The organism is Snuella sedimenti, from assembly GCF_016428595.1.
Taxonomy (GTDB): domain Bacteria; phylum Bacteroidota; class Bacteroidia; order Flavobacteriales; family Flavobacteriaceae; genus Snuella; species Snuella sedimenti.
Genome location: NZ_JAELVQ010000012.1, coordinates 102,240 through 124,028, shown reverse-complemented (window position 1 = coordinate 124,028; position 21,789 = coordinate 102,240). Strand labels below are relative to the sequence as shown.

Annotated in this window: 18 protein-coding genes and 2 pseudogenes; 12 read left to right on the top strand and 8 right to left on the bottom strand. The window is 36.0% G+C overall.

Annotated features, from left to right (window positions below; translation table 11 throughout):
- Positions 1 to 486 precede the first annotated feature (486 nt).
- The 3 genes from JF259_RS10790 to JF259_RS10780 all read left to right on the top strand — a co-directional run bounded on the left by JF259_RS10790 (position 487) and on the right by JF259_RS10780 (position 3,209).
- The gene (locus JF259_RS10790; RefSeq protein WP_199115335.1) at positions 487 to 1,017 is read left to right on the top strand and encodes an RNA polymerase sigma factor; all 531 of its coding nucleotides are present in this window, start codon (positions 487 to 489) and stop codon (positions 1,015 to 1,017) included.
- Positions 1,018 to 1,821, top strand: a complete 804-nt coding sequence (locus tag JF259_RS10785; protein ID WP_199115334.1) for an anti-sigma factor — start codon at positions 1,018 to 1,020, stop codon at positions 1,819 to 1,821.
- Between the two features lie 377 nt (positions 1,822 to 2,198).
- Complete coding sequence (locus JF259_RS10780) at positions 2,199 to 3,209, top strand: 2-hydroxyacid dehydrogenase (RefSeq protein WP_199115333.1); 1,011 nt, start codon at positions 2,199 to 2,201, stop codon at positions 3,207 to 3,209.
- Positions 3,210 to 3,371: 162 nt separating this feature from the next.
- Here JF259_RS10780 and JF259_RS10775 read toward each other — a convergent pair whose 3' ends face one another.
- The 4 genes and pseudogenes from JF259_RS10775 to JF259_RS17810 all read right to left on the bottom strand — a co-directional run.
- The gene (locus tag JF259_RS10775) at positions 3,372 to 5,606 is read right to left on the bottom strand and encodes a TonB-dependent receptor (protein ID WP_199115332.1); all 2,235 of its coding nucleotides are present in this window, start codon (positions 5,604 to 5,606) and stop codon (positions 3,372 to 3,374) included.
- 26 nt (positions 5,607 to 5,632) lie between these two features.
- Entirely contained in the window at positions 5,633 to 6,922 is a 1,290-nt protein-coding gene (locus tag JF259_RS10770; RefSeq protein WP_199115331.1) for a tetratricopeptide repeat protein, read from the bottom strand.
- 88 nt (positions 6,923 to 7,010) lie between these two features.
- Positions 7,011 to 7,946: pseudogene (locus tag JF259_RS17615) on the bottom strand (DUF4331 family protein).
- Positions 7,947 to 7,979: 33 nt separating this feature from the next.
- Positions 7,980 to 8,252: pseudogene (locus JF259_RS17810) on the bottom strand (DUF4331 family protein); the annotation flags it as partial.
- Positions 8,253 to 8,401: 149 nt separating this feature from the next.
- Between JF259_RS17810 and JF259_RS10755 the strand changes: the two are divergent.
- From JF259_RS10755 to JF259_RS10740, 4 genes are all read left to right on the top strand, one after another.
- Entirely contained in the window at positions 8,402 to 9,574 is a 1,173-nt protein-coding gene (locus JF259_RS10755) for an LETM1-related biofilm-associated protein (RefSeq protein WP_199115328.1), read from the top strand.
- 18 nt (positions 9,575 to 9,592) lie between these two features.
- Positions 9,593 to 10,825, top strand: a complete 1,233-nt coding sequence (locus tag JF259_RS10750) for an MFS transporter (protein ID WP_199115327.1) — start codon at positions 9,593 to 9,595, stop codon at positions 10,823 to 10,825.
- Positions 10,826 to 11,355: 530 nt separating this feature from the next.
- The gene (locus JF259_RS10745; RefSeq protein ID WP_199115326.1) at positions 11,356 to 12,192 is read left to right on the top strand and encodes a cyclase family protein; all 837 of its coding nucleotides are present in this window, start codon (positions 11,356 to 11,358) and stop codon (positions 12,190 to 12,192) included.
- Between the two features lie 49 nt (positions 12,193 to 12,241).
- Positions 12,242 to 12,397, top strand: a complete 156-nt coding sequence (locus JF259_RS10740) for a hypothetical protein (RefSeq protein ID WP_199115325.1) — start codon at positions 12,242 to 12,244, stop codon at positions 12,395 to 12,397.
- A 620-nt stretch (positions 12,398 to 13,017) separates the two neighbouring features.
- Here the strand turns inward: JF259_RS10740 and JF259_RS10730 are convergent.
- Entirely contained in the window at positions 13,018 to 14,175 is a 1,158-nt protein-coding gene (locus JF259_RS10730; protein ID WP_199115324.1) for a THUMP domain-containing class I SAM-dependent RNA methyltransferase, read from the bottom strand.
- A gap of 178 nt (positions 14,176 to 14,353) precedes the next feature.
- Here JF259_RS10730 and JF259_RS10725 point away from each other — a divergent pair, with 178 nt between their 5' ends.
- The 3 genes from JF259_RS10725 to JF259_RS10715 are packed head-to-tail and all read left to right on the top strand — an operon-like array spanning position 14,354 to position 16,239.
- Positions 14,354 to 15,085, top strand: a complete 732-nt coding sequence (locus JF259_RS10725) for a class I SAM-dependent methyltransferase (protein WP_199115323.1) — start codon at positions 14,354 to 14,356, stop codon at positions 15,083 to 15,085.
- 45 nt (positions 15,086 to 15,130) lie between these two features.
- Positions 15,131 to 15,805: a ZIP family metal transporter gene (locus tag JF259_RS10720; RefSeq protein ID WP_199115337.1), complete on the top strand. Its 675-nt coding sequence runs from the start codon at positions 15,131 to 15,133 to the stop codon at positions 15,803 to 15,805.
- Positions 15,806 to 15,810: 5 nt separating this feature from the next.
- Positions 15,811 to 16,239, top strand: coding sequence for a DUF4268 domain-containing protein (locus JF259_RS10715; protein ID WP_199115322.1), 429 nt, complete (start codon positions 15,811 to 15,813; stop codon positions 16,237 to 16,239).
- A gap of 151 nt (positions 16,240 to 16,390) precedes the next feature.
- Here JF259_RS10715 and JF259_RS10710 read toward each other — a convergent pair whose 3' ends face one another.
- From JF259_RS10710 to JF259_RS10700, 3 genes are read right to left on the bottom strand one after another with little or no spacing between them, the layout of a single operon-like run.
- Positions 16,391 to 16,888, bottom strand: coding sequence for a GNAT family N-acetyltransferase (locus JF259_RS10710; protein WP_199115321.1), 498 nt, complete (start codon positions 16,886 to 16,888; stop codon positions 16,391 to 16,393).
- 46 nt (positions 16,889 to 16,934) lie between these two features.
- Positions 16,935 to 17,561 carry a PAQR family membrane homeostasis protein TrhA gene (trhA, locus tag JF259_RS10705; RefSeq protein WP_199115320.1) on the bottom strand — a complete coding sequence of 209 codons (627 nt, stop codon included), beginning with the start codon at positions 17,559 to 17,561 and terminating at the stop codon, positions 16,935 to 16,937.
- Positions 17,562 to 17,568: 7 nt separating this feature from the next.
- Positions 17,569 to 18,243 carry a DUF4294 domain-containing protein gene (locus JF259_RS10700; RefSeq protein ID WP_199115319.1) on the bottom strand — a complete coding sequence of 225 codons (675 nt, stop codon included), beginning with the start codon at positions 18,241 to 18,243 and terminating at the stop codon, positions 17,569 to 17,571.
- Positions 18,244 to 18,344: 101 nt separating this feature from the next.
- Here JF259_RS10700 and JF259_RS10695 point away from each other — a divergent pair, with 101 nt between their 5' ends.
- Together JF259_RS10695 and JF259_RS10690 are read left to right on the top strand one after the other, a co-directional pair.
- Positions 18,345 to 19,433: a M42 family metallopeptidase gene (locus JF259_RS10695; protein WP_199115318.1), complete on the top strand. Its 1,089-nt coding sequence runs from the start codon at positions 18,345 to 18,347 to the stop codon at positions 19,431 to 19,433.
- Between the two features lie 117 nt (positions 19,434 to 19,550).
- Positions 19,551 to 21,716, top strand: a complete 2,166-nt coding sequence (locus tag JF259_RS10690) for an endonuclease MutS2 (RefSeq protein WP_199115317.1) — start codon at positions 19,551 to 19,553, stop codon at positions 21,714 to 21,716.
- The last annotated feature ends 73 nt before the right edge of the window (positions 21,717 to 21,789 follow it).

Genomic DNA, 21,789 nt, shown 5'->3' with positions numbered 1-21,789 from the left:
GTATTGAGAACAGAAGTTAATTCACTATTTTTAGTGACAGCATTGGTTTTCTTCATTAGATAAATAGGTCGAATTATTATTCTAATATACTGAAAATCAATGCTTTAACCTAATATTCAAACGCTTAATTTGCTGATAGTCAATGAATTATATTTTTGTCATGTACTAAACTTAAAACTATATAGTAATAAATACAACTACGAAGCCACAATTAGCTTGACATAATTACTATCGATATAAGTCTGCGACATTATATCTGCAATTATGTCAAATAGCGCTATTTCGCTAATTGTTGTGAAATGTACTATAATTTACATTATGTAAAATACTTTGTGTTGATAGTCTAATAGGTTCCCTCCTCAAATATTGGAGTTGCAATCGTAAACATTGGTTTTAATGTATTTATAAATCTCTATTTTCAGGCTATATACAATTACTTTTTATGTGTGAAATAATTTGCTTACATTAGACATCCTAAATCAAGGCATGCAATTAGATATCCTTATTTTAAAATTCCAACAAAAAGACGAAAAGGCTTTTGAAACCTTGTATACTATGTATAGCAAAAGCATGCATGGTGTTATTTACAATATTGTTAGGGATAATGATATTAGCGATGAGATTTTACAGGACGTTTTTATTAAGGCGTGGCATAATGCGGAAAGTTACTCCTCCCATAAAGGGCGGTTTTTTACATGGCTTTTAAACATTGCCAGAAATGCTGCTATTGACAAAACGCGTTCTAAAGCATTTAAAAATTCAAAAAAAAACCTTGATGCCGAGTTTTTCGTAGATATTCTTGAAACGGGAAATAGCTTGGACAATGAAACCGATGCTATTGGTATTACAAAATTTGTTAGCAAGCTGGCTAAAAAATGTATTGAGGTTATAGAACTGTTATATTTTAAGGGTTATACACAAAGTGAAGCCTCTGATGCCCTAAACATGCCTATTGGAACTATTAAAACAAGAAATAGAAACTGTATCAAGGAACTAAGAACCATGTTAGTGAATTAAATGGATATAAAAGCCTACATAGAATCTGGTATTTTAGAGCTATACGTAGCCGGGGCGCTTTCTGATGAAGAAAATAAGGCCATTTATGAACTCATGCAGCAACATCCCGAAATACTTCAGGAGGTTTTGGAAATTGAGGCTGCAATGGTAAAATTGACAGCAGCCACTTCGCAACAAAACAATACACATTTATTTGAAGCTGTAAAACAACATTTAGGCTTTAACAACGCTTCAAAGGTCGTTGTAATGGATAAAAAGGCTAAATACAATTGGTTAACTTATACAGGTTGGGCGGCTTCAGTCCTTTTAGCGGCAGGTTTACTTTGGACATTAAATCAAAATCACGCGCTAAAGTCGGATATCCAAAATGCTAAGAATAAGGAATCGTATTTAGAAACTCAGATTGAACTGGCTAAAAACAGTTTAACCGAGGCCAATACTTTAATAAGTGTATTACGTGATGATAACATTGCTGAAATTCCGCTAGCGGGACAAGGCAGTTTCGCCAGTACCTATGCTAAGGTGTATTGGGACAAAGACGAACAGCGTATTTTCTTAGATGCTCAAGGTCTCCCCGATCCGCCAGAAGGTAAGGTATACCAAGTCTGGTCCTTAAAGTTAGATCCGCTTACTCCTACGAGTTTGGGTACTATTGATAGTTTTACCGAAGATGACAATAAGATATTCGAGATCGAGAACCTTAACGAAAGTGAAGCCTTTGGGATTACTTTAGAACCAGCTGGTGGTAGTGCATCGCCTACTATGGATCAGCTTTATACTTTAGGGGTTGTAAGTGCTTCTTAAAGATCCTTCGCTGCTGTCTGGATGACAGGAAGATTCTTCGCTTCGCTGTGCTGCTCTCTGGATGACAGCTTCTTTACTTTTTTGCTTCGCCCAACCCTTCGTCTGAGCTAGGATGGGTAACAAAAGGTCTAGGCTTACACTAAAAGTCAACAAAATGCTACGCAGCCACCCGCCACGGATGAAAAATACCTCCCCCTCATTGCTTCGGGGACAAACAGGATTTTCATCCTCAATCCCTCGGTAGGCCGTTTAGAGTTGGTTGAGATCATTCGCTACGCTGTGTTGCGCTCTGGATGACAGGAAAATGGTAAAGTGCAAATTAAATATGCTATTTTAGTAATGTAAAACAGGGTTATTAATTATATTCTATTTAATAAATGAAAATCATTAGGACGGATATGGAGTTGGAAACACCACTCATTGATCAAACTTTAAGTGCACTTGGTCATGAGTTGGTACTACTCCCCGATAATGTTACTGAAGACAAATTATGTGAAGCGATTACGGATTGTGACATTTTGTTAATGTGCTATACGCCTATTACCAAGCGTATTATCAATTCGGCTAAAAAACTAAAGGGCATTGTAAAATATGGGGTTGGTATCGATGCTATCGATATACCTGCAGCAAACGCACAGGGCGTTGTTGTTGTTAATATACCTGAATATGCCGAGGAAACGGTTGCTGAAGGGGCTTTTGCTATGCTTATGGCATTAGCCAAAAAATTACCAGCTATTCAAAATGAAATGCGTAGAGACGGTTGGGCTTGGCCAAATAGTGATTGGCTGGGACTTGACCTAGCAGAAAAAACAATGGGGATTGTTGGTTGCGGAAAGATTGGAAAAAGTATGGCCAGAATGGCCGGTAAAGGCTTTAGGATGCGTGTTGTGGGCTACGATCCGTATAAGGGCAAAGAAGAGCTAGATAGTCATGGGATTGAAAAATTTGATGATCTAAAAAGCATGCTTAAAGCTTGTGATTTTATTTCGCTGCACACGGTCCTTAATGAGGAAACAAAACATTTAATAGGCCGTGAGGAACTATCGGTACTAAGGGAAACAGCAATTATTGTTAATTCTGCCCGAGGTGCTTTAATAGATGAATTAGCTCTTTTAGAAGCATTGGAGAGTAACCATATTATGGGTGCTGGGCTGGATGTTTTTAGCCTAGAACCCCTAAACAGAGCATCACATCCGTTACGAAAGCTTTATCAGATGGAGAACGTTATCCTTTTTCCGCATTTAACGTTTTATACGAAAGAAGCGATGGGGAGACTTGAAGAGGAAGTGTTGGAAAGGTGTTTGGAAATCATAGAAAACAGGCCAGTAACGATTAAATCATCCGATCAGCGGCTTCAAAATCAGGATAGGCTGCATACAAGTTACTGATAATTAGTTATGGTTAGATTGCGCTCAGCCTAACCAGGAAGTATACTTTTTAAAAATCAAAGCGTCCGGTTATAAATTACCGAACGCTTCTCCCTAACAAAAAACCTCAATAAACACAAGATTTACATTCAGGTTAAAACAATTTCTCTTTTTCAAAAATCGTTATAGTTTGTATGTTATGGTTCCTTTTATAAAAAAAGGTGTGCCCGGTGTGAAATGAATTTCCTCTACTGGTTGTGGTTCATTCTGTAATCTGGATACGGTTGCAAATTGTGTTTCGTTCCAAGCTACATTAAACAGGTTTTCGATTGTTACCCCAAGTTTTAGCTTCTTAAAGCTATAGTTTGCGTTAAAATCGGTAACAAAATACCCTTTGGCCACAATGGTATTGTTTTCATTGGCTGATCGGTCATCGATATAACGGTAGCGAAATCCACCCGAAAAGCCCTTTAGGTTTTTAATCGATGCACCTCCGGAAATAGTAAAATCTGGTGCTAACGGAATATAATTCGCTTCTTTGGGTTCTTCGATACTTCTTGCTTTTGTATAGGTTATATCACTATCAAAAAACAACCAATCGTTATACTGGTAACGTAATCCCAAGTCAATGCCAAAGCGTTCTGTCTCTCCACTGGGCTCAACAATACCGGCATCGCCAACATAGACGAACTCCTGCTCCAAAAACAAATACCATAAAGCGGTATTTAATATAAATTTAGAACCGGGTTTCCATATGGTTCCCAAATCTAGGCCATAAGATTTTGGTAGTATCTCCCCTCTTTGGTTACCCACTACTACCCTGGTATCGTTAGAATGAAAACCAATGCCCGATTTTAAATACCATTGTAAATTACTATTGGCATTGTAAAATACATTCAGTTTGGGACTCAACACCATTTTTGTTTGGGATGCTAACGCGTACTCATTTGCTAATTTATCGTGGTATAAAAACTTGAAATAATCTAAACGCAAGGCTGGTGCAATTTTAAATTTACCAAACTCCCCCTCTACTCCTATAAAGGCATCTATGTTAGTCTGGTTAATATCCCCCAATTGAACATGTTCGATAACAGTTTTACGATCTTTGGTCTTTGACAACTCGGTGTTGTTCGTGGCATCATAGCGAAAGCCTAATCCATAAGAGACATGCAAAGGATTGTTCCACAATGTTGTGTTTTGTGAAATGGCTGTATTGAGTCCAAACAGGTTTCTGTTTTCGTATTGTTTGATTTGATCGCCATTAACAGGGTCTTCTAAAAAGAATGTGAAATTTGAGTACAGCTCGAACCCATAGTGTGAATAAAAAGCATTGGTTTTTAATTTCTTATTTTTAGATAGGTGCTTGCTATATGCTACATTGATGTTGCTTCGTTCGGTATAGCCCCCTTCTGTATCGTCGATAGCTCCAAAGCGAGATATGTTACCGTTATCGACTTCACGCTGCGGAATTTGCCCTGAAGCATCCCATCGGCTTTGAAAGTGCGATACACTTAGTGCCAATTTATCATTGTTTGGAGAAAAGGCCACATATTTGCTAAATACATTTAAACGATTAAAGTTTTGGGGCGAAACAAAAGGGCCATCATTTTCTATGTACTCTACTGCTAAATAAGCATTTTCACGTTTATTGTTTTCCAAAAAATTAAACATCCCGAGTGTCCTTAGTGCATTAAACCTACCCAATGACATGGACACACTGCTTTCTTTCAAACAATTCTTGGTTTCGAAGTCTATGTATGCAGCCGTATTAAAATCGCCTTGTTCAGCATAATAACTTCCTTTACCAAAATTAATCTTGCCTATAGTTTCTGGTATCACAAAATGCAGGTCGCTATACCCTTGTCCGTGTGCATGGGAAACCATATTTACTGGCATTCCATCAACAGAAATTGCTACATCTGTCCCATGGTCTATATCAAATCCTCTTAAAAATATTTGCTCTGCCTTACCACCACCTGCATGCTGACCAATTATAAGTCCCGGTACTTTTCTTAATACTTCTTGTGATGAATTTACAGGATTTGTGTTTAAATCAATTTGCGCAATAGTATTCAAGGCGTCTAATGTTTCGGCGATGACCATTTCATTTAACTGAAAGACCTTTTCACTTAAGGTTATTGCAAGGGTTGTATCTAAATCTGACCTCTTCAAAACATGAATCTTGGTCTTGTATCCCAATAAGCCTATTTTTAAACTATCGCCATCGTTGTTATTGTCATTTATAAATACACCTGTTTCGGATGTGTGCGCATGGCTTTTTGTATTTAAATTGTATATATATACGGCTTCTAGGGGCTGATTGTACTCATCTGTAACAACACCTTTAACTTGCTGCGCATTAATTGCTATACAGAAAAGCAAGCACCCTAAAAAACCAATTTGTTTTAAATCAATCATTTTGTGTGTAATATTTAAAAGACTGTTTAGAGTTTATCAATTTTTTGAGCGATTAAAGGACCTAATTCATAAGAACTACTTAAGAGCTCGTGCTTTATGATTCTTAATTGTTTTGTTTTATCTGCCGCTTTATAGATTTCTGCGATATGGTACAATGTTTCTGGTTCAAATGTTTTTTCTACAACATGTTTTTCTATAATCTCCAACGCCATATAGACATAGCCTTTTTTATAATATGTCCATGCCAGCAAATCATAGGATTCTGGTGTAGGACGTTCAATAACCTCCTCCTGTGCCAGGGTTAAAGCAGTGTTTAATTTGTTAGGATTTTCTGCAAATAACAGGACATTATGTTTGTTGTACATTGCACCATATACTGTATTGGATACTGCCTGGTGGTACAATTCTAACTGTTTATTAAACGAGGTTGTGTCCTTTTTATACTCGGCAATTTCAGCTTTCAATAAGTAATAATCTGGAGCAAAATAATTTGCTGTAACACTATTTAATATTCGCAAGGCTTCATCTGGATTCTTTTCATATGAATAGACGATCCAGGCAATCCCTTTTTTTGCATATGCTTCATTAGGGTTCAATTCCAATGCCTTTAAATAATGATTATAGGATGCTTCAATGTTTCCTGCATGACCGTAAAAATCGGCTAAATTGGTATAAATCCATTGTTTGGTAGAAGCTATATTAGAGCGCTCGGCAATCTCTTTTGCTTGTTCTAAATATTTAATAGCGGCGTTTAGGTTGCCTCTATGGTCTGACCATTTTGCCAAGCGAATTAAATAATCGAAATCAGCTCTATTTTCAATGGCATTCAAATAGGTTTTGGCTTGCTTATAATTGCCAAGTTCTAAGTGTACATCGAAAAGCATCTTTTGTGTGCCTTTAAGCTTCTCTCCTATTAATTCTGCTTTGGTTAGCAAGTTTAGTGCTAATTTAAATTTGTGTTGCGAAATATAGTTTGATGCCAATGCTTTTAAATAGGTACAATTGCTATATTTTGTAAGTTCATTAGCCTTTAAATAGCTTTCTTCTGCATTTTTAAGATAGTTAATGGTTCCGGTTACTGAAAATAACGTACTATATGCATTGCCTTGTTGTACGTAATAAGGGAATTGCTCGGGAGCAGTTTCTAGTTTTTCTTTCCAGAAGCTAAGTTCTTTTTGTGCCGTTTCAAGTGCTGTATTATCTGTAGTATCCAAATACGCATTGTATTGATGACTATCTGTAATTCTTTTAGAAGCCGTTGTGCAGCTATACAATGATAAAAGCATACAGAGCAGCAGTGTATATTGTAAATTCATAATGTTATTTTTAAATATCTTGTTAGGGAGATTTTAAATAGTTACCCTAAAACGAAGGAAATCCCCCGTTTTAGAGTAATAATGTGTTTTACCAAGGTGATGCTAAGTAAGGAAATGAGGTCAAAAAAGGTTTATCGTTTGCGTCTACATTATCGTTAGACAGTCCTGGGTTTTCAGTGAAATCTTCCCCACCGAAAATCAACAACAATTCTACTGTAATAACATCGTCTGCTAACGCTCGTCCTGTTAGTACGTTTGTGCCATCATAAAACGTTGTTGTTCCATCCAAGGATACGTTTAGTACGTCTGTAGCCAATACACTTGTAAATGTGGCAGCATCTAATCCCAACGCATTAGTATCGCCGTTATTAGCATAAGCTGGACTTAATGCTTCTAGGTTTGCTTGAAACATACTTTGAAAGGCAGCATTTTGGTCCGAAGGTACTGTAACATTGAACATGTCTTTGCTATCAGAAGAAACAAACACTGTATTAACAGCAGGGCGTCCCATTTGGTCTTCCTGCACATAAATACCAGAAAGATTTGGGTTGTTGTAGATTCCTTCGCCTTTTGGTGTATCATCGGCTGAACAATTAAATAATAATCCTGCGATTAAAGTAAGTCCTAATATGATTTTTATAGTTTTCATCTGTATAAATTTTACTGTTAATTTTTATTGTTTTCTTTTTGATTCCACCCATGTGTTTATAGTACCAGAACCACCAATCATTGCTTTTGGTACTTCTACGACTACCGACATTACATTAGTTCCTGCAAACGTATCGCTTCCGGGGTTGTTAAAACTTGTAGCAGTGCCTCCAATAATAGCAGAATATTGAGCAAAGTCCATAAAGAAAGGATCGTCTCTAGGGCCAGCAAAGGCTGAAATACCATTTTTAGTTTCTACCATGGCATCCATACCATAGGATGTAATTTTAACACCTAGTACGTCTTTACTGGTTTCGGCTGTTATGGTACTATTTATACCTGTTTGACTAGGAGCGACAGGGCCAATAATATACATTTTGCCATTTCTAGGTACGGCCTGAATAACCAGGTCTTCAATATTGTCGCCCGTATTATCAATATTAAACTCAATCATTACATCCTCATCAAAGGCTGCACTTGCTGTAGCTGTTGGACTCAATAAGCCTTGCAGGTTTGCAACAAATACTAAATTGTTTGTGTTTTCACCTTGAAAGGCGTAAAAATCGGTGATATCACTAGTACCACCTTGTACTACCGGCGCGTCTATGTGATCTGCCGCAATAACGATTAAACTAGCTACTGCCAGTATACCGACTCCTAAAATTTTCTTGAAGTTTTTCATAATTTTAAAGTTTTTGTTAATTAATGTTTGACTTTCAAGCATACCTACGAAGTAATCACTTTAGTGGTTTTGTTAAAATTTTGTTAAAGGAATTATTTGCAAATTTGACATCTAAAAGCTTACATTTACGGCATATTTAATTTAGCTCTATGAATCCATCAGCAAACGGTTGGATAAAGAAATTACTTAAAGTAATTGAACTAAATGATGCATTTTTAAAGTATCCTGAAGATCGCTTTTATAATGCCTTACGTACTTGTGGTTTTATATATGGTAGTAATCTAGATATTGTAGATCAGGTTATTGATAAAAAAGACTTGACTGAAGACGAAATTTGTAAAGCAAATTTATGCATAGCCTTTTTGTACACCCATCACCATGCGGGTTCTAATATTGGGTTTATAAATAGTGTTATTAATTTTTATACTGCTATAAACGAACTTAAGACCTCTTTCTTTCAAGAATTGTTGGGAGGCAAAAAATCCAGTGAACAACTAGAAAAAATAATACACAAGCGCATTCAGATAGATGACAACTTAATTACCAAAAGCTTCAACTATTTTATCATCAATGCGTTGTTGTTTATAGATGTTCTGGCATATCATGAATTTCTGAAGCATGGGACTATCTCTATTAGTTATATAAAAAGCTTGGAAGCTTCCATCGCTTCAATTACTTTGGATGTTTTAAATTCTAAAATCGCAAAAAACCAATATGACGAAAGTCTTATAAAACTTTTAGAGTCCTCTTTAAGGTATCAGGATAACATTCATATTAAATATGATAAAGCTATTGGGTTTATTAAATCAATTCAAGAAAAACGTTATGTTTTGGATCTAGCCTGTATGGCAACCTGGGGAGACAAAACCATCGATAAAGATGAACAGCATTTTTTGTTAAAATTAGGAACAGACCTTGATATTAATAGAAATACCATTGACGACTCCATAAATACGGTCAATGCGTTTTATACCTTACATGCAAACGATATTCCGTTATTGAGTTCTAAAAATATTGTACAGAGTTTTTATAATAACTCCAGTAAAATGGTAAACAAACTGATTACACGGAACAGTAAGCGCCTGTATCGTGAACTTAAAGACAGTAAAGAGCTTATGATTTTGCTTTCGCAATCCACAGTCAGGGATTTGGACAGTGACGAGCAAAAAAAGGTACAAGAACAACTATTGGATATTTTTAAATCCATTCCTAGCCTTGCCATTTTCTTACTACCGGGTGGTGCTTTATTACTACCTTTAGTTATTAAGTTTATTCCCAAGCTATTACCGTCTGCTTTCGACGACAATCGTATTGAGGAATAGATAAAATAGAGCGTTACGATGCATATCATACAAAAGAACCCACAATACTATAAATTCTGTGCCTATGGTTTTTTAAAGAACTTGCGTTTTTTTGATGCTTTCTTGTTACTCTTTTTTTTGGAAAATGGCATTAGCTACACACAAATTGGCGTGTTGTATGCGCTTAGGGAAATAACGATCAATATTTCTGAAATCCCATCAGGTATTTTAGCGGATACTTATGGTCGTAAAAAGTCACTTATCTGCTCATTTATATTATATATTGCATCGTTTCTTATTTTTTATGCCTTCTCTTCCTTTTATGCTTTCCTTCTAGCTATTGTCTTATATGGCATTGCTGATGCCTTCCGCTCTGGCACACATAAAGGTATGATAATGGACTATCTGAAACTACAGGGACAAAGTCACCAAAAAGCAAATTATTACGGACATACACGTTCTTGGTCGCAAAAGGGATCGGCACTTTCGGCTTTAATAGCTGGAGGCTTGGTGTTATATTCGGGTAGCTACCGCTCTATATTTTTGTATTCGGTAATTCCGTACCTCCTTAACTTTATTAATATCTATACCTACCCTAGCACAATAGATTATGCATTAAATGACAGTAATAAAAAGGAAAATATATCGCTGTTGTTTACATTCAAATCCTTTATAAAAACCGTCAAGCAGCGCAAAGTACTGCAAATTATCAATTCGGCAGCCCTGCATACGGCATATCTAAAGGCTATTAAGGATTATATCCAACCCATTATGGTACAGGTCGCGCTTTTAATACCTGTTTTGATGCATATAGAGGCTAAAAAGAAAAGCGGTGTGATAATAGGCATCATCTATTTTTTTATTTTCCTCGCTAACTCCTATGCCTCCAAATCGGCATCATGGATTTCCAGTGCTATATCGGTAAACATCCCTAAGATCACGCTGTTTTTAGGCTTGGTAGCTGGCACAATTACTGGTTTATTGTATTATTTTGAATACTGGTATCTGGCACTTATACTCTTTGCTTGTATTTACTTTTTTGAAAATATTAGAAAGCCTCTTTTGGTTGCCGAAATTGCAGATCATGTGCCTCAAAAAATATTGACATCCGTTATTTCTGCACAATCTTTTTTTAGCACCCTAACAACAAGTATAATCGCCATTGGCATTGGTTATTTTGCCGATACGCTTGGGATAGGTATTGCATTTATCTTGATATCTACTGCATTGTTAATCTTTACACGCCTTGTTGGGTTGGCGCCATCTAGATGATTTGCTATTGGTATTGATTATTGACTATTGACTATTGGCCATTGGTTATTTACTGTTCACTGCTTACTTTTCCCTTTTCCCTTTTCCCTTTTAGCTGTTTACCATTGATTATTTATTATTCACTGATAGCTGTTTACTGTTGGGTATTGGGTGTTGGTGATTGACTATTGACTATTGATTATTGGGTGCTGTTAATTGACTATTTACAATTGACTATTGGCCATTGGTTATTTACTGTTCACTGCTTACTTTTCCCTTTTCCCTTTTCCCTTTTAGCATTATTTATTATTCACTGATAGCTGTTAACATTTCACTGTTTACTGTTCACTGTTTACTGTTTACTGTTCACTGTTTACTGTTGGGTATTGAGTATTGAGTATTGAGTATTGATTATTTACTGCTTACTTTTCACTAATAGCTGTTTACTAAGACAAACTAATTGGTATAAAATAATTTACTAACTTTAAGGGTGCCACCCTCTCCTCTACTAGAAACCACTTTTGGGAACTGTAACTAATTAAAAATATAACATGAGGACATCTATTTATTTCTTAGTACTATTTCTGTTTTTATTGCTATCATGTAATAACGGACCTGAAAAATCGCAAAAACAAGAAGTGCCAACAGAATCGAAAATACCCAAAAAGAAACTCATCGACTTATCACATGTGTTTTCAGACGAAACCATCTATTGGGTCACTGCCAAGGAATTTGAATTGGATACTGTTTTTAAGGGGCAAACGGATAAGGGCTTTTACTATTCTGCCAATAATTTTTGTACTGCCGAACATGGCGGCACACATATAGATGCACCAATTCATTTTGCTAAAAAAGGGCAATCTGTAGACGAGATACCGCTTGAAAATCTAATAGGTAATGCCATAAAAGTTGATGTGTCCTCAAAAGCACTTAAAAATCCCGATTATTTAATAAGTGTTGCTGATTTTATGAATTGGGAAAAAACAGAAAACATCCAAATTCCTGATGGAAGTATCGTTTTGTTGGAAACTGGGTTTTCTAAACATTACCCTGATAAACTTAAATATTTGGGAACGGATAAGCGTGGTGAAGCTGCGATTAAAGAACTGCACTTTCCTGGTTTATCCCCCGAAGCTGCAACATGGCTAGTAGAAAACCGTAACATTCATGCCATTGGCATTGATACCCCGAGTATTGATTACGGACAGTCCCAATATTTTAAAAGTCATGTGATACTACTGTCCCATAATATTCCTGCATTCGAAAATATAACGAACCTTGATAAGCTACCGAGCAAAGATTTTGAGGTTATCGCTCTACCTATGAAAATTCAAGGAGGTAGTGGCGCCCCTCTAAGAATTGTAGCCGTAATAAACACTATGCAGTAAATCGTCTTTAACTTATTAAATATCAATTCAATAATTAAAATCCAAAACGATGACACGTAATAAAAAACTAAATGTAATTTTTGTATTGTTAGTACTCGTTGCAATTGTTATGATTGCCATTGGACTAGTCATGAAAATACCAGCACCAGCCTTGACGGGGATAGGCTTTTTATTGATAGTCTGGGCCATTAGGGAATTGAGGTAGCTGTTAATTGACGATTTGGTATTGACTATTTATTATTGATTATTTACAATTGGGTATTGGGTTTTGGTTATTGGTTGTTTGTTGTTGGTTACATAATTGTACAACATTACACTTTTAACTTTTCATTACTCTCTACTCACTACTCAGTACTCACTTTTAGCTGTTAGCAGTTGGCTTTTAGCCTTAAACTGTTCACTGTTCATTGTTCATTATTCACTTTTCGTTTTTCGCTTTAAACTTTAAACTTTCAACTCTCAACTCTTAGGTACTGGGTATTGGGTATTGGTTACATAATTGCACAACTTTAAACTTCAACTCTTAGCTGTTAACAGCTGGCTTTTAGCCTTAAACTGTTTATTTGCGAGCCCCAAATTTCGTGGGTTGCACAGCAGTATAAACTAATAGGTAATAGTAAGGATGGTAATTTTGAACTTTATGACCTAATAAACGATCCTTCGGAAAAACAAAATTGTATCGAAACATATCCGGAAGTAGCAAACAAACTAAAAAAGGAACTGTTTGCTTGGCAAACCTCGGTTGAAAATAGTAAAAAAGGCTTGGATTATAAGAATTGATTCAAGCCTAACCTAACCTAACCTAACCTAACCTAACCTAACAACTTACTTATTGTACTTAGCCTTTTTACTACCTTCGTACATGACGTATTTAACCAAGCGCGATTCTAACTTGGCATTAAAAAGTTGGATTTTACGGGAAGGACGTAGCCCTACATGCTTTAATGCATCTAAGTTACTAGTTATCAGCCAAGCATCTGTGCCTGGATAGCTTTGTTTTAACGTATCACCAATGTTTTTGTAAAACGCTTGCATATCAATATTTAAACGCTCACCATAAGGGGGATTAAATACCATATGCAATTTATCAGTACCTCCTTTTTGTGTTTTAAAGAAGTCTTCGTGCTTAACGCTTATAAAATCTTCCAATTGGGCGTGCTTTATATTTTCCTTTGCTTTCATAACTGCACTGGGCGCCTTATCATATCCAATAATTTTATGATGGAAATCCCGGGTCTTATTAAGCAGGGAATCTTCTATTTTTTCAAAAAGATCAACATCCCAATCTTGCCAACGTTCAAAAGCAAATTCCTTGCGCAATAAATTTGGGGGAATATTACATGCTATCATTGCTGCTTCAATAAGAATGGTGCCACTCCCACACATGGGATCCATAAAATTAGATTGTCCGTCCCAACCCGATAACATAATCATCCCAGCTGCAAGCACTTCATTAATAGGTGCTATGTTTGTCGCTATTTTATAGCCGCGTTTATGTAATGATTCTCCAGAAGAATCTAAAGAGATTGTACATTGTCTACGATCGATATGTACATTGACTTTTAAATCTGGGAATTTTAAATCCACATTGGGGCGTTGCCCTGTAGTATCCCTAAACTTATCAACAATAGCATCCTTGGTTTTTTGCGCAATAAATAAGGAATGCTTGAAAATATCGGAATGTACCGTAGCGTCGATTGCCAAACTCCCTGTTGACTTTAAATACGAGTCCCAGGACATTTTATAAATTTTATTATACAAATCCTGCTCACTATTTACGGTAAATGTATCGATAGGCTTTAATATCTTGATAGCTGTACGTAGTCCCATATTCGCCTTGTACATAAACCCTTTATCACCAGAAAAACTTACATTACGAACACCTTTTTTTACATCCTGTGCGCCAAGCTGTACAAGTTCTTTAGCTAATAAATCCTCAAAGCCAAATAAGGTTTTGGCAACCATCGAAAAATTTTCTTCCATTTTTTACTTATAATAGATTGCAAAAATAACGTAATTTTGCAGCAAACATCATGATTATTGAAATTTAGGTTAAGGATTGCTATAGCATCCTTTTGTTTTGTTGGGTAAGTCCTTAAATACAGAGCAAAAGAAAAATATAAAAACGGTCCTGACCAAAGTGGTAACCGCCAAAGAATATATGATACAAGACACAACAACATGGTTTACATCGTGGTTTGATACACCTTTTTACCACATTTTATATAAAGATAGAGATGATACCGAAGCACATACCTTTATGGACACGCTTACCGATTACCTGAATATTCCTGTAAATGGGACTATTTTGGATTTGGCCTGTGGTAAAGGGCGCCATGCTGTATACTTAAACAAAATTGGTTACCATGTAACCGGTGTTGATTTGAGTGAAAATAGTATTAATTACGCCAAACAGTTTGAAAATCACTCCCTACATTTTGATGTACACGATATGTGTAAACCCTATAAAAGACAGTTTGATGCCGTTTTTAATTTGTTTACCAGTTTTGGGTATTTTGAAAGGGATGAAGATAATCTTAATACCATTAAGGCCATTAAGTCCAATTTAAATGAATCGGGGTTTGGGGTTATTGATTTTATGAATTCGGAATATATTATTGATAATTTAGTAGCCGAAGAAGTAAAAAAAGTTGATGACATTACGTTTCATTTAAAGCGCTATGTTAGTGATGGATATATCATTAAGGATATTCAATTTGAAGCTTATGGCACCCCTTATGCCTACCAAGAAAGGGTAAGGGCGTTTACATTAAATGAGTTTGAAGCACTTTTTGAAGAAGCTGGTGTATATTTACTGGATATTTTTGGAGACTATAAATTGCATAAGTTTTACTCTAAAGATTCTGAACGTTTAATCATGATTTTTAAATAAGATAAATTAGTAGTCTAAAATTTATATTTTGAGTAATTACGAATGATGAATCAATTTCTTTTACCCGTATATGCTGTTGTTTTAGGAGTTCTCCTTGCGACTGTTACCAAACCTAAAAAACACTTAAACACCAAACTCCTACTCTCTTTTAGCGGTGCCTTCTTATTGGCTTTAACACTTTTCGAGCTACTACCAGAAGTATATCATCACTTAGAGACCAAACTCACCGGACTGTTTATCATGTCGGGCATTTTGCTTCAAATTATTTTAGAACTATTTTCTAAGGGAGCCGAACACGGCCATGTGCATGTACACAAGAACAGTACTGCCTTTCCCTGGTTTTTATTTATAAGTTTATGTATACATAGTTTTTTGGAAGGCTTCCCAATCCACGAGCACAATGATATGGTATATGGCGTACTCATCCATAAAATGCCTATTGCCACACTGGTGACGATGTTCTTATTACAATCGGACTACAATAAACTTCAGATTACTAGCTTTTTGGTGGTTTTTGCTGCTATGACACCTCTGGGAACCTTGATCTCAAATAATGCAGGTATAGCTCCAGAGTACATTCATATAATCAACGCGGTAGTGATAGGTATCTTTTTTCATATTTCAACGACTATTTTATTTGAGAGTGGCGATGGGCATAAGTTTAATTTATCAAAATTTATTGCCATCATATTAGGGGTTGGTATTGCTTATATAATTTAGTCACCATGTTTTCAAAAGAGGAATCCCGACAATTAAGACAGGAATTTTGGACAAGTTTTGGAAAATCCTTTCCTAGAAAATGGATTTTATATGACACCAAATTAAAAGGTTTTAGCTTTAAATTCCATTTTGATACCAAACGCGCGTTGGTTGCTCTAGACCTAGAAGACGATTTGGAAAACCGTATTACGTATTGGGAAAAACTACAAGCTTTAAAATCGATCCTTACGGACGACTATTTACTGGAAGCGATTTTTGATGAAATCCATATATTGGAAAACCACAAAGAGATTTCAAGAATTTATGTGCCCCTGGAAGCAAAAGTATCCATTCATAATAAAAATAGCTGGCAAGTGGTTATGGAATTCTTTAACGTAAAAATGACCTTGTTTGAAGCATTTTTTGAGGAATATAGGGATGTTATTGATGGTTAGATGGTTAGATGGTTAGATGGTTAGATGGTTAGATGGTTAGATGGTTAGATGGTTAGATGGTTAGATGGTTAGATGGTTAGATGGTTAGATGGTTAGATGGTTAGATGGTTAGAAATTATATAATCTGTAGTGTATTGTCAATTATTAAGTGTTAATTGTTAAGTGTTTTCTCCATGAGGTAATCGTCCATAATAAAGCCTTGTCCAATATCTTTAACAAGCGGACCTTTATTAATAAACCCCAGTTTCTTGTAAGCTTTTATGGATTCTAAATTGTATTTGTTTACTGTTAACTGAACAGTTTTTAATTGCATTCTCTTTGCACGTTCCTCTATAAAATGCATTGCGGCTTTCCCTATCTTTTTTCCCCGATAACTGCTTAAAACATATACTTTACTTAAAAATAAAGCATCAGCCTCCTCTTTAACAGCAATATATCCAACAGCGTCATTATGGTAATTAAGAAAATAATAACTGTACCCGTCGGACACCTGTTGGGAAATAGCATCGACCGACTGAAAGGTTTTTAGCATATAATCCACTTGGGCGTTCCCAATAATCGGTATGTAATGCTCGCGCCAAACCAAATCTGCCAGTTCAGCAATTTTCGAATAATCTTTATGCGTGTTGGCTATAGTAATTGTTATCATATTACAGACCTAAAAAAGAATAAGAGTCTTAAGGAACTCTTTTCAATTAAACAACATATAAAAGTATCATAAAATAATGGAATAAAGCTCCCAATAGCACAAACAAATGCCAAATTACATGGTTATATGGGATGCTCTTAATTGCATAAAAAATAACTCCTACCGTATAGGCCAATCCGCCCGCAAAAAGTAAAAGCACACCATTACTACCAATGGCTTTGGACAACATAGAAAAATCGAATACAATAAGCCATCCCATGACTAAGTACAAAAGTGTGGAGAACACTTCAAAACGTCCAGTGAAAAACAATTTTAGTACAATTCCAAAAACTGCAATACCCCATACGACCCAAAATAAAGGCCATCCTAAACTGTCCTTTAAAGTAATTAGCAATACTGGTGTATAAGTACCTGCTATAAGAAAGTAAATACTAATGTGGTCTACAATTCTAAAATAATGCTTTCTTCGCTCACTTTTAGCCAAGTGGTATAGCGTGGAAGCCGTAAATAAAGTAATAATAGAACAGCCATAAACTATCACGCTAAACAAGCTCCAATCCGATCTATGATTATTGGATACGATAAGCATTACCAATCCCACAACACCAAAAAAAGCGCCAATACCATGCGAAATGGCATTTAGTTTTTCCTCCAATGCAGTTTGCTCATACATAAGCACCTTAAGGTTCTTTGTTGTTTAACCACTTATCGGTTAAATCGTAAAAATCGAATTGTAATGCAGGTTTTTGATGTTCTAAAACACCACTTTGAAAATTTCGCTGTAATATATCCTCTATCAAATAATCTTCTTTTACATTTTCGGGATCGAATGTCTGTTTTAACGAAATATCGAACATACTAGCTGTTGTATTGTACCAAAAAGCACGCCAACCGCTACGTAATTCCTTTACCAGATCGAAAGTAGTCATTCCCGTTTGTCGGTGGATTAATTTCACCAATATTTGTCCTTCGGTCCTGGTTAGTTTTTTTAGTTCATCCGAAAACTCACCTTCAATGTACTTTTGAATCATCTTGGTATACCGCTTTCTATCTCGCTTTTTGGTAAGTAAGCTCAAACGCCTATTAAGTGAGTCCAACCTATCCGCAGCCATTTTGGCGTAAGGGTATACTTTAATAGTTTTTCTTCTTAATATTAAATAACGTATACGATCCTTTCTGCTATCAAACTTAAGTTTATGCAGCAGCATCACTTCTTCTAAATCGATAGTCGTTCTAGGTACTGAATCGCCTTTAATAATAAGGTATTCCACAGTTGTAGAGTCCTGTAAATCCTCACTTATCTGAGCTGTGAGAAATAAAGGAAAAATTAACACTATGTATTTAAAAAAGTTCATTAATAAATGGGTTGGAGCCATAATCACCAAAATTAATAATTTACACTTTGGAAACCATTATTTTCTATTTATATTATTATTTTAGTACAAAATTTTAACACATGGCGAAGAAGCAAATTCTCAATAAAAAATCAATTGACTTTTTAGAAAAATATTTAAATAATGCGGCTCCTACAGGCTACGAATGGGACGGACAAAAATTATGGATGGATTATTTAAAACCCTATGTCGATACGTTTATTACAGATACTTATGGCACAGCGGTTGGTGTTATTAATCCGAAAGCAAAATATAAAGTTGTTATTGAAGGACATGCCGATGAAATTTCGTGGTATGTAAACTATATTAGTGACAACGGGCTTATTTACGTGATCAGGAACGGTGGTAGCGATCACCAAATAGCCCCAAGTAAAGTCGTAAACATCCACACAAAAAAAGGGATTGTAAAGGGCGTGTTTGGCTGGCCTGCTATCCACACACGAAATAAGGCTAAAGAAGAAGCCCCGAAGCCGGATAATATTTTTATTGATTGTGGTTGTAAAACCAAAGAGGAGGTTGAAAAATTGGGAGTACATGTTGGGTGCGTTATCACTTACCCAGATGAGTTTCACATTTTAAATGGCGACAAATTTGTGTGTCGTGCATTGGACAATCGCATGGGAGGCTTTATGATTGCTGAAGTGGCACGTCTATTAAAGGCGAATAAGAAATCCTTGCCCTTTGGATTATACATTGTTAATGCTGTGCAAGAAGAAATAGGTTTGCGGGGTGCAGAAATGATAACACAACGCATTAAACCAAACGTAGCCATAGTTACCGATGTAACGCATGATACAACTACCCCTATGATTGAAAAGAAAGTACAGGGGGATTTGGAAATTGGTAAAGGACCAGTTGTAGCCTACGCTCCGGCAGTTCAACAAAAACTACGCGACTTAATAACCGATACAGCCGACACCAATAAAATTCCGTTTCAACGCTCGGCCTTATCACGCGCTACAGGTACCGATACCGATGCATTTGCCTATAGTAACGGAGGGGTTGCTTCGGCATTAATATCCTTGCCGTTACGTTACATGCACACAACTGTTGAAATGGTGCATAAGGATGATGTTGAAAATGTTATTCGACTCATTTATGAAACACTGCTCAATATAAAAGACGGTGATACATTTAGTTATTTTGACTAAATACCTAAAAAGCCTCCAAATGGAGGTTTTTTTATACAATGAAGTATTCCTTAGTCTAAAATTATTCGTTGTTTAATTTTAACTTTGCGCTGTTATAAAAACTAGGACCATTACCGAATGATATACATTCATAATAAAACGTTACAAGATTTAGAATTTCCTACCGTACTTGAGCAGGTAAGCGAATATTGTGTAACCGCACTGGGACATGAAAAGGCGTTACAGATTTCGCCATACAAAACCAAAGAGACGCTTCTTAATAGTTTACAATTAACAAACGAATATTTGTCGTCGTTTTATAACGACAATCGCATTCCCAACCATGGCTTCGATACCATAAGCAAAGAGCTTAAATTACTACGTATTGACAATACTTATTTAGAAGTTCATAGTTTAAAAAAAATTGTAGCAATATCAAATACCGTTAATGATATTATTCTTTTTCTTAAAAAATTTGAAGACTACTACCCTACGCTTTATGTCCATGCATCGCACATTGAAGTTACCAAAGTCATTATTGAAAAAATAGAAACCATTGTAGATCGCTTTGGAGATATTAAAGACAATGCTTCGCCCTTACTTTTTGAATTACGTCAATCCATCAATAATGTAAAGGGCAAAATAAACCAGAGCTTTGTAACAGCCTTAAATAGTTACCATACTCTTGAGTATTTGGACGATATTCGTGAAACCGTAGTAGACAACCGACGTGTGCTGGCTGTAAAAGCTATGTATCGCCGTAAAGTGAAAGGTGCTATTATGGGGGGCAGTAAAACGGGAAGTATTGTATACATAGAACCTGAAACAACCCTTAAATACTCGCGTGAACTTAATAATTTAGAATACGAAGCACACGAAGAAGAAATACGCATTTTAAAAGAGGTTACCAATTATATTCGTCCGTACTTGGGCTTATTGGAACAGTATCAAAGCTTTTTAATAGACATAGATGTAATTGCAGCAAAGGCTAAGTACGCTAAAGCAATGCATGGTATACTCCCAAATATATCGGATGATAAAAGCATGTTTTTGCGTGATGCCTACCACCCCCTTCTCTATTTGACCAATTTAAAGAAGGGCGAAAAGACGTTTCCACAAACCATTGAATTAAAACAAGACAGCCGTATTATTGTCATTTCCGGTCCTAATGCTGGGGGTAAAAGCATTACCTTAAAAACAGTAGGGCTTTTACAGGTTATGCTGCAAAGCGGGATGCTTATTCCCGTTCATGAACGGAGTCAAGTATGTCTTTTTGATAGGATATTAAGTGATATAGGCGACAATCAATCCATTGAGAACCATTTAAGCACTTATAGTTACCGATTAAAACAAATGAATTATTTTTTAAGAAAGTGCAACAAGAACACACTCTTTTTAATTGATGAATTTGGAACCGGTAGTGATCCTGAACTTGGTGGTGCTCTTGCTGAAACTTTTTTAGAGGAATTCTACCATAGGGAAGCTTTTGGTATTATTACAACACACTATGCCAATTTAAAGATATTGGCCAACGAATTACCCTATATGCTCAATGCTAACATGCTATTTGATGAGCGTACTTTGGAACCACTTTTTAAGTTGGTCATTGGTCAAGCCGGAAGTTCTTTTACGTTTGAAGTCGCTCAAAAGAATGGTATTCCATACAGTTTAATTAATCGGGCCAAAAAGAAAATAGAGCGCAGCAAAGTGCGCTTTGATGCTACTATTGCCAAACTTCAAAAAGAACGCTCAAAACTTGAAAAGACCGGCGCATCCTTAAAGCGTAATGAACAAAAGAAGATTGAAGAGGCTGATAGGCTTGAAGAGATCAACACCAAAATCCAAAAAAAGCTGGAAAGCTATCAAGAGCTCTACGATAGCAATCAACGATTGATTTATTTGGGACAAAAAGTTAATGACCTTGCCGAGAAGTATTTTGATAACAAACAAAAACGCGAGCTGATGTCGGAACTTTTTAAGATTGTCCAAATCGAAAATTCCAAGCGTAAGAAGCTATCGGTAAAGCAAAAGAAAGTTGTTAAAGCCAAAGAAAAAGAAGTAAAGCGTGACGTTGAAAAAAAAGTAGAAGTCATCCGCCAAAAGAAAAAGGAAGCTAAAAAGAAAGCAGTCGAAGCTCCCAAACCAAAACCTATTTTAAAAGTTGGTGACCGCGTTCGCATGGAAGATGGTCGGGCTATTGGTACGCTTGATAAAATTGAGAAAAATAAGGCAGTTGTAAACTATGGGATTTTCACCACTAATGTTAGTCTGGATCAGTTAGAACTTGTTGAACGCGTTAAATAGGGGGTGATTGGTTACTGGTTATTGGTTTCTTGTTTCTGGTTATTAGTTGTTGGTTTATAAAACTTTAAACGGT

Coding starts and splice junctions, on each gene's coding strand:
- JF259_RS10695 (WP_199115318.1), top strand. CDS start 18,345: ATGGCGAAGAAGCAAATTCTCAATAAAAAATCAATTGACTTTTTAGAA.
- JF259_RS10690 (WP_199115317.1), top strand. CDS start 19,551: ATGATATACATTCATAATAAAACGTTACAAGATTTAGAATTTCCTACC.
- JF259_RS10770 (WP_199115331.1), bottom strand. CDS start 6,922: ATGAATTTACAATATACACTGCTGCTCTGTATGCTTTTATCATTGTAT.
- JF259_RS10775 (WP_199115332.1), bottom strand. CDS start 5,606: ATGATTGATTTAAAACAAATTGGTTTTTTAGGGTGCTTGCTTTTCTGT.
- JF259_RS10725 (WP_199115323.1), top strand. CDS start 14,354: ATGATACAAGACACAACAACATGGTTTACATCGTGGTTTGATACACCT.
- JF259_RS10780 (WP_199115333.1), top strand. CDS start 2,199: ATGAAAATCATTAGGACGGATATGGAGTTGGAAACACCACTCATTGAT.
- JF259_RS10710 (WP_199115321.1), bottom strand. CDS start 16,888: ATGATAACAATTACTATAGCCAACACGCATAAAGATTATTCGAAAATT.
- trhA (WP_199115320.1), bottom strand. CDS start 17,561: ATGTATGAGCAAACTGCATTGGAGGAAAAACTAAATGCCATTTCGCAT.
- JF259_RS10785 (WP_199115334.1), top strand. CDS start 1,018: ATGGATATAAAAGCCTACATAGAATCTGGTATTTTAGAGCTATACGTA.
- JF259_RS10720 (WP_199115337.1), top strand. CDS start 15,131: ATGAATCAATTTCTTTTACCCGTATATGCTGTTGTTTTAGGAGTTCTC.
- JF259_RS10715 (WP_199115322.1), top strand. CDS start 15,811: ATGTTTTCAAAAGAGGAATCCCGACAATTAAGACAGGAATTTTGGACA.
- JF259_RS10745 (WP_199115326.1), top strand. CDS start 11,356: ATGAGGACATCTATTTATTTCTTAGTACTATTTCTGTTTTTATTGCTA.
- JF259_RS10790 (WP_199115335.1), top strand. CDS start 487: ATGCAATTAGATATCCTTATTTTAAAATTCCAACAAAAAGACGAAAAG.
- JF259_RS10730 (WP_199115324.1), bottom strand. CDS start 14,175: ATGGAAGAAAATTTTTCGATGGTTGCCAAAACCTTATTTGGCTTTGAG.
- JF259_RS10750 (WP_199115327.1), top strand. CDS start 9,593: ATGCATATCATACAAAAGAACCCACAATACTATAAATTCTGTGCCTAT.
- JF259_RS10700 (WP_199115319.1), bottom strand. CDS start 18,243: ATGAACTTTTTTAAATACATAGTGTTAATTTTTCCTTTATTTCTCACA.
- JF259_RS10755 (WP_199115328.1), top strand. CDS start 8,402: ATGAATCCATCAGCAAACGGTTGGATAAAGAAATTACTTAAAGTAATT.
- JF259_RS10740 (WP_199115325.1), top strand. CDS start 12,242: ATGACACGTAATAAAAAACTAAATGTAATTTTTGTATTGTTAGTACTC.